The organism is Kocuria sp., from assembly GCF_030536815.1.
In the GTDB taxonomy this organism is placed as follows: domain Bacteria; phylum Actinomycetota; class Actinomycetes; order Actinomycetales; family Micrococcaceae; genus Kocuria; species Kocuria gwangalliensis.
Genome location: NZ_JAUNPE010000129.1, coordinates 1 through 6,108, shown reverse-complemented (window position 1 = coordinate 6,108; position 6,108 = coordinate 1). Strand labels below are relative to the sequence as shown.

7 protein-coding genes and 1 riboswitch are annotated in these 6,108 nt (G+C 67.5%); of the genes, 1 reads left to right on the top strand and 6 read right to left on the bottom strand.

Features of this window, described 5'->3' with window-relative positions; all coding sequences use genetic code 11:
- Positions 1 to 307: 307 nt before the first annotated feature.
- The 4 genes from moeB to thiO form a co-directional block, all read right to left on the bottom strand.
- Positions 308 to 1,504, bottom strand: a complete 1,197-nt coding sequence (moeB, locus tag Q4E95_RS10415; protein WP_303383243.1) for a molybdopterin-synthase adenylyltransferase MoeB — start codon at positions 1,502 to 1,504, stop codon at positions 308 to 310.
- Positions 1,501 to 2,466 carry a thiazole synthase gene (locus tag Q4E95_RS10410; RefSeq protein ID WP_303383242.1) on the bottom strand — a complete coding sequence of 322 codons (966 nt, stop codon included), beginning with the start codon at positions 2,464 to 2,466 and terminating at the stop codon, positions 1,501 to 1,503. Before Q4E95_RS10410 ends, moeB begins: the two co-directional genes overlap by 4 nt.
- Before the next feature lies 1 nt (position 2,467).
- Positions 2,468 to 2,722: a sulfur carrier protein ThiS gene (thiS, locus tag Q4E95_RS10405; protein ID WP_303383241.1), complete on the bottom strand. Its 255-nt coding sequence runs from the start codon at positions 2,720 to 2,722 to the stop codon at positions 2,468 to 2,470.
- 11 nt (positions 2,723 to 2,733) lie between these two features.
- On the bottom strand, positions 2,734 to 3,984 hold the full coding sequence (gene thiO, locus Q4E95_RS10400) for a glycine oxidase ThiO (RefSeq protein WP_303383240.1): 1,251 nt from the start codon (positions 3,982 to 3,984) through the stop codon (positions 2,734 to 2,736).
- Positions 3,981 to 4,107, bottom strand: a riboswitch (TPP riboswitch). Its footprint overlaps the gene before it by 4 nt.
- 53 nt (positions 4,108 to 4,160) lie before the next feature.
- Between thiO and thiE the strand changes: the two genes are divergently transcribed.
- The gene (thiE, locus tag Q4E95_RS10395) at positions 4,161 to 4,817 is read left to right on the top strand and encodes a thiamine phosphate synthase (RefSeq protein ID WP_303383239.1); all 657 of its coding nucleotides are present in this window, start codon (positions 4,161 to 4,163) and stop codon (positions 4,815 to 4,817) included.
- Here thiE and Q4E95_RS10390 read toward each other — a convergent pair whose 3' ends face one another.
- Positions 4,818 to 5,237, bottom strand: coding sequence for a thiol-disulfide oxidoreductase DCC family protein (locus Q4E95_RS10390; RefSeq protein ID WP_303383238.1), 420 nt, complete (start codon positions 5,235 to 5,237; stop codon positions 4,818 to 4,820). It lies immediately after the preceding gene.
- Positions 5,234 to 6,088 carry a PhzF family phenazine biosynthesis protein gene (locus Q4E95_RS10385; protein WP_303383237.1) on the bottom strand — a complete coding sequence of 285 codons (855 nt, stop codon included), beginning with the start codon at positions 6,086 to 6,088 and terminating at the stop codon, positions 5,234 to 5,236. Before Q4E95_RS10385 ends, Q4E95_RS10390 begins: the two co-directional genes overlap by 4 nt.
- Between the last annotated feature and the right edge of the window lie 20 nt (positions 6,089 to 6,108).

Below are 6,108 nucleotides of genomic sequence, written 5' to 3'. Positions count from 1 at the left end.
CGGCAGTGGCCTGACCGATGCCGGATCCGGCTCCGGTGACCACGTAGACGCGAGGCGCAGCAACTTCAGTGTTGGGCACGATCTCTCCTCAGTGACACGGCCGGCCCCGGTGACTCGACCGCTAGTTTCATGGTGACACGTGTGACTGTAAAGGCCCCGAGAAGCTCGCTATGTCGTCGATCTGGGTCGAACCACTCCCACCCTGGAGTCTGCTGTGAGGTAACTGCAGCGGCGCAGTCTGGTGTGAGGTCAATGCAGAATTCTTGCCCACATCCCGCATTTGCCTCCCCTGAGACTGCCGGCGACCTCAGTAGCGCGGCAGCGACGGGTCGACCTGATCGACCCACGCAAGGACGCCACCGTCCAGATGCTTCACCGTGTCCTCCCGCAGCGCGTAGTCCCGGCGTAACGCACCCAGCGCCTGAGCGGAGCGCGCTCCCGCCTTACAGTGCAGAATGACATTGCCCTCCACCGAATCCGGCAACGCGGACACACCTCGGTTCAGGATCTCCTGCAACGGGACCCGCACGGACCCCGGGATGAAGACCAGATCCCGCTCCCAGTCCTCGCGCACATCGATCAGCGTGAAAGACGTTTCACCCAGTGAACGGGAGGTCAGCAGCCCGGCCAGCTCGGGGGCGGTGACGGTCTCGTGGGAGGCGGGGGCGGCGTCGTCGGCGGTAGGAATCCCGCAGGCCACCGCGACTTGTGAAAGGTCGGTCACCGCAGGGCGGTCGGGATCCGGTAGAACGGTGAGTTCGCGCCAGGTCTGGGCGAGCGCATCGTGGACGAGCACACGACCCAGCAGGGGGCGGCCGATACCGGTGATCAGTTTGAGTGCCTCGGTGACCATGACCGACCCAATGGTCGCCGGGAGCATGCCGAGCACACCACCCTCGGCGCAGGAAGGAACCTGACCGGGTGCCGGTGCCTCCGAGAAGAGGTCGCGATACACCGGGCCGTGACCGGACCAGAACACGGACACCTGCCCGTCGAAGCGCAGAATGGATCCCCAGACAACCGGAATCCCGACGAGTTCGGCGGCGTCGGACACCAGGTAACGCGTGCCGAAGTTGTCCGCGCCGTCCATGACCAGGTCGTAACCGGAGAAGATCTCCAGGGCATTGTCGGTGCTCAGGCGCTCGCCGTGCGTCCGTACGGTGACCAGGGGATTCAGACGGGCCACCGCGTCCGCGGCGGAATCAACCTTGGCACGGCCAATGTCTGCCATCCCGTGGATCACCTGACGTTGCAGGTTGGACACGGACACCACGTCGTCATCGACCACGCCGAGGGTTCCCACCCCGGCCGCGGCAAGGTACTGCAGGGCGGGTGCACCCAAGCCCCCGGCGCCGATCACCAGAACGCGTGCGTTCTTCAGCCGCCGCTGGCCATCGACTCCGAGTTGCGGGAGCGTGAGGTGGCGGGAGTAGCGTTCGAGTTCTTCGTGGCTGAGCTCCGGGGCGGGCTCGACGAGAGGTGGGAAGGGGGAAGCTGCGGTCATGAAACGTGCGACTCCGAGTCTGACGGGACGGGTGAGGACAACGGTGAGGACGGCGAGGCGAGGGAGGGGCCCGGCCAGTCACCGCGAGGCACATCAGGTCCCGCGGTATCGAACCCCGCCGCGCCATCCCCCGTGCCGATCCGCCCGGCCATCGGCGATGACGCCACAGCGTGCGTGCGCCGTGCAATCCGGCCCGCACCGCGCGCCAGCCGCCCGGCTTCCACGGCGTATCGCATGGCGCGGGCCATGTCCACGGGATTCTGGGCGCGGGTCACGGCGGAGGCGAGCAGCACGGCGTCGCAGCCCAGTTCCATGGCCAGCGCGGCCTCGGAGGCCGTGCCAATGCCCGCGTCCAGAACCACGGGAACGCCCGCACGAGAGGCGATCAGCTCAATGTTGTGCGGGTTCAAGATGCCCAGTCCGGTTCCGATCGGCGCACCCAACGGCATCACGGCACTCGCCCCGGCCCGTTCGAGGTGCAGCGCCAGAACGGGGTCATCCGAGGTGTACGCGAACACCTTGAAACCGCGCGCCGCGAGCTGTTCGGTGGCGTCCAGCAGTTCCACGCCGTCCGGGAGCAGGGTGTCCTGGTCCGCGATGATCTCGAGTTTCACCCAGTCCGTTTCCAGCGCTTCCCGGCCCAGTTCCGCGGTCAGCAGCGCATCCCGGGCGGTGTAGCATCCGGCGGTATTGGGCAGCACCTTGATGTCGTTGCGGTGCAGGATGTCGTAGAGGCTGTCCGGGGGAGACGACGCCGCAGCCTCACCGTTCCGGCCCGCGCGGCCGGTGCCCGAACCGAGGCCCGCTCCGGGTGCGTAACGCCGCACCGCCACGGTGGTCAGCTCGGTGCCCGATGCCAGGAGCGCACGCTCCAACATGGCCAGATCCGTGAGGCCGCCGGTGCCCATGATGAGTCGGGAACTCAGGCTCACGCCGTCGATGATCAACTGATCGCTGGCCATCTCAGCCTCCCTGCACCGCGGTGACGATCTCCACGGTCTGGTGTGCTTCGATCATGGTGTCGGACCAGCGAGACCGGGGGATCACCGCGTGATCGAGTGCCACGGCAATGCCCAGCGGCTTGCCGTCGGCCGCGCGGCCCGCGGCGGTGATGTCGCGACCGGTCAGGTCGGCCACGGCATCGGCCACGGACAGGCCCTCGGTGAGGGGTACGGGGTTCCCATTGACCAGGATGGTCTCGTGAGGGGCGGTATTCAAGGCGTCACCTGCTACATTTCGGGGTGCGCGGGGGAGTGCCGCGCGGGGTCTGTCGAGGTCAAGAAGTCGTGGTCGCGTTCGTGGCTGATGGCCGGGTCCAACTCGCCCGTTGCCAGTTCGGCGGCGAGTCGCGAGGCCACGGGCGTGAGCAGAATGCCGTGTCGGAAGTGCCCGGTGCTGATGACCAGCCCGTCCATGGAGCACAGCCCCATGTAGGGCAGATCGTCGGGGGTCCCGGGGCGGGCACGGGCAATCATTTCCAGGACATCGCAGTCATCCACGGCGGGCAGAATTGTTCGCGCGTCCCGCAATAATTGATGTACGCCGCCGGCCAGTACCGAGTCGCGGCCGTCCTCACGGCTCGTTGCGCCCAGCACCAGCGTGCGGTCCGCGCGGGGCACCAGATAGACGGGCCGCCCGCCGACCCGCCCGCGCACCGTTCGGGCGATCACGTTCTCCTCGCCCGGTAACAGCAACGAATCGGGCACCCGGAGCCTGAGAACATCCCCGTACACGGGGCGCAGCCGCAGACTCAAGTTAGGGGGCAGCTGTCCGGCATCACCGGTGTTCAGACCGGTTGCCAGGACAACCGCTTCGCCCTGGACCGTCTCGCCGCCGTCCAGGAACACTCCGCTCACCCGGGGTTCGGATCCGCGCGTCGAGAGAACGCGTTCCACCTTCGCGTGGAACCAGCGCACGGGGCCGGGGTCGGTGGCACCGTTCAGGGTGTCGATGACGGGCGCGTCGAGCGCGTGAATCAGTGAGGCCGCAAGTAACCGGGGATCCACTTGGTGATCCGTGGGAACCCTGATGGCACCGGCGAAATGCGGTGCGAGAGCGGGTTCAAGTTGTCGGGCCTCGCGAGCGGTGATGGTGTCCACCCGCATGCCCGCGGCCCGCTGATGATCCGCAAGATCCTGGAGGCTCTCTGCGTCCGCGGAATCCACCCCCACGACCAGGGTCTCTTCCGTGCGGTAGCCGGTGGGTAGTCCCGATGCCGCAGACACGCGCTCGATGAACGCCGGATACTCCACGGCGGAGGCGGCCATGAGTGGGTAGAGACCCTCTTGTCCGTACTGTGTTTCGGCAATGGGAGCCAACATACCGGCGGCTGCGTAGGTGGCTCCCGAGGCGGGCTCGGGATCTGCGAGCGTCACGGCAACGCCGCGGCGTCGTAATTCGAAAGCGGTTGCCAGACCGATCAGGCCGGCGCCCGCGACCACTGCGTGCCGTGGGGCACCGTGACGAACAACGGGTGGCATGGGTACCACTTCACTCCCTCCGGCGGCATGACCCGCATCAGGTTTACGGTCGGCGGCTCACGCCCTCTCAGCCCGCTGCGGTGGTTGCCGGGACAACAATTGCGGACTCCCGTGGAACTTCCGGCCGTGTGACCGATACGTCCCAGTGTAACCGTGACCCGTGGCACCATGGCCACATGAGTGAGCAACAAAAGCAGGGTGCCCGCCGGCGTGACGCGTTCGCGAAGGCCAAGCTGTACGTGTGTGTCACGGCGCGGCAAGACCACGGTGACCTGCGGGAATTCCTGCATTCCGCCTACGAGGGCGGCGTGGACATCATTCAGCTGCGCGATAAGAAACTGGAAGCCGCGGCCGAGATCCGGGCCATCGAGGTGCTCGCGGACGTTGCTCGCGAGCACGGCAAGCTCTTCGCGGTCAACGACCGGGCGGATGTCGCACTGCTCACCGGCGCGGACGTTTTTCACGTGGGACAAGGCGACCTCACCACCCCGCAGGCGCGCCGGTTGCTGGGTGATGGCGTGATCATCGGCCGTTCGTGCCTGTCCCGCGGGCAAGTGGATGCCGCCATTGCGGATCATGGGCTGGATTATTTCTGCACCGGGCCCGTGTGGGAGACACCCACCAAACCCGGTCGAGCGGCCGTTGGCCTGGAACTCCCGCGGTACGCGGCGGAGCATGCGGGGGACAAACCGTTCTTCGCGATCGGCGGGATTGACGCGCAACGGTTGCCGGCCGTGCTCGAGTGCGGTGCGTCGCGGATCGTGGTGGTCCGGGCGGTCACGGGCGCCGCCGATCCCGAAGCCGCCGCTCGAGAGCTGAGGGCTTTCCTGTAGTTACGTGGTTCTGACCGAGCAGCGCCCCGGATGCTGCTCGCACCACGGAGTGACACCGGGGAACTTCCCGCGGTGGTCGGCAACCCATTGGTACACGCGATCCTGAAGCATTCGCACCGGGGGGATCCGGTACAGGCGGCCAAAAATGCGGGTGCCGAGGGCTGTGTCCAGGGTGGCGGCCACGGCGGCCGCGCCCGCCGATTTCCTCTCGCCGGTCACGGCCCAGACTGCCGCGTGGGCTTGTGATTCGGTGAGACCGAAGCGTTCCAGCACGTCCGGTTGTTGGTACGCGTGGGTGGTGATGCGGCCGTGCCTGTCGAGGGCGCGGACCCACCCCACGGCGCGGGTGCAGAAGCCGCAGCGGCCGTCGAAGATCAGGTCCAGCTCGGCCTTGCCGGGTCCGCTGTCCCGGCCGCTCACAGCAGTGCCGATCCGCTGATGGACGTGGTGCAGTCCCCGCCCACCCACACGTTTCCGTGGGCGTCCGAGGTCACGGTCACACGCCCTCGGCGCTCCATGGCCGTTCCCTGCTGAGCAACGTACGACGACGGCGCTCGGCCGGTTCTCATGAGCCACTGCGCCAGGCTCGCGTTGAGGCTCCCCGTGACGGGATCCTCGTAGCCGCCGGTTCCCGTGACGAAGGCGCGGACCTCGAACTGTTGCGGGCTGCCCTCCGGATAAGGGCCCACCACGCCGACCTTGTAATTTCCCAGTGCCGGGTAATCCGGTTCGATGGCCAGCACGTCGGCCGCGGAGGGGAGCAGAACGGCGGCCCATCCCGGTCCGTTGTCCACCCACTGGTGGGCCACGATTTCCTCGTCATCCAGGCCCAACCCGGCCTTGACCTGCTCAAGCATGGCCGGGTCGAAGTTCCCCGACCGCGAGGTGGGCGGCGCGGCGAAGGTCAGAGCGCCGTCGTTGGTGGGTCGGATCTCGACCAGGCCAGCGGCGCATTCCTGCACAATGACATCGCCGGAGCGGGCGGCGTTGCCCGCCTCGCGCCACGCGTACGCCGAACCGAGCGTGGGGTGACCCGCGAAGGGTAGCTCACCACCGGGGGTCCAGATACGCAGCCGGTAATCCGCGTCCGGCGAGGTGGGCGGGAGGACGAACGTGGTTTCGGACAGATTGGTCCACCGCGCGAACCGGGCCATGTCCTGGTCGCTGAGATCCGTGCCGTCGAGTACCACCGCGACCGGATTGCCCATGTGGGGATCGCGGGAGAAGACATCGACCTGGGCGAACGGACGTCGGCGTTGCTGATCAGTCATGGGTTGATTCCATCACATGC

What these genes read in the sequence shown, in the direction of transcription:
- moeB (WP_303383243.1), bottom strand. Translation starts at nt 1,504, where the DNA reads ATGACCGCAGCTTCCCCCTTCCCACCTCTCGTCGAGCCCGCCCCGGAG.
- Q4E95_RS10410 (WP_303383242.1), bottom strand. Translation starts at nt 2,466, where the DNA reads ATGGCCAGCGATCAGTTGATCATCGACGGCGTGAGCCTGAGTTCCCGA.
- thiO (WP_303383240.1), bottom strand. Translation starts at nt 3,984, where the DNA reads ATGCCACCCGTTGTTCGTCACGGTGCCCCACGGCACGCAGTGGTCGCG.
- thiE (WP_303383239.1), top strand. Translation starts at nt 4,161, where the DNA reads ATGAGTGAGCAACAAAAGCAGGGTGCCCGCCGGCGTGACGCGTTCGCG.
- Q4E95_RS10385 (WP_303383237.1), bottom strand. Translation starts at nt 6,088, where the DNA reads ATGACTGATCAGCAACGCCGACGTCCGTTCGCCCAGGTCGATGTCTTC.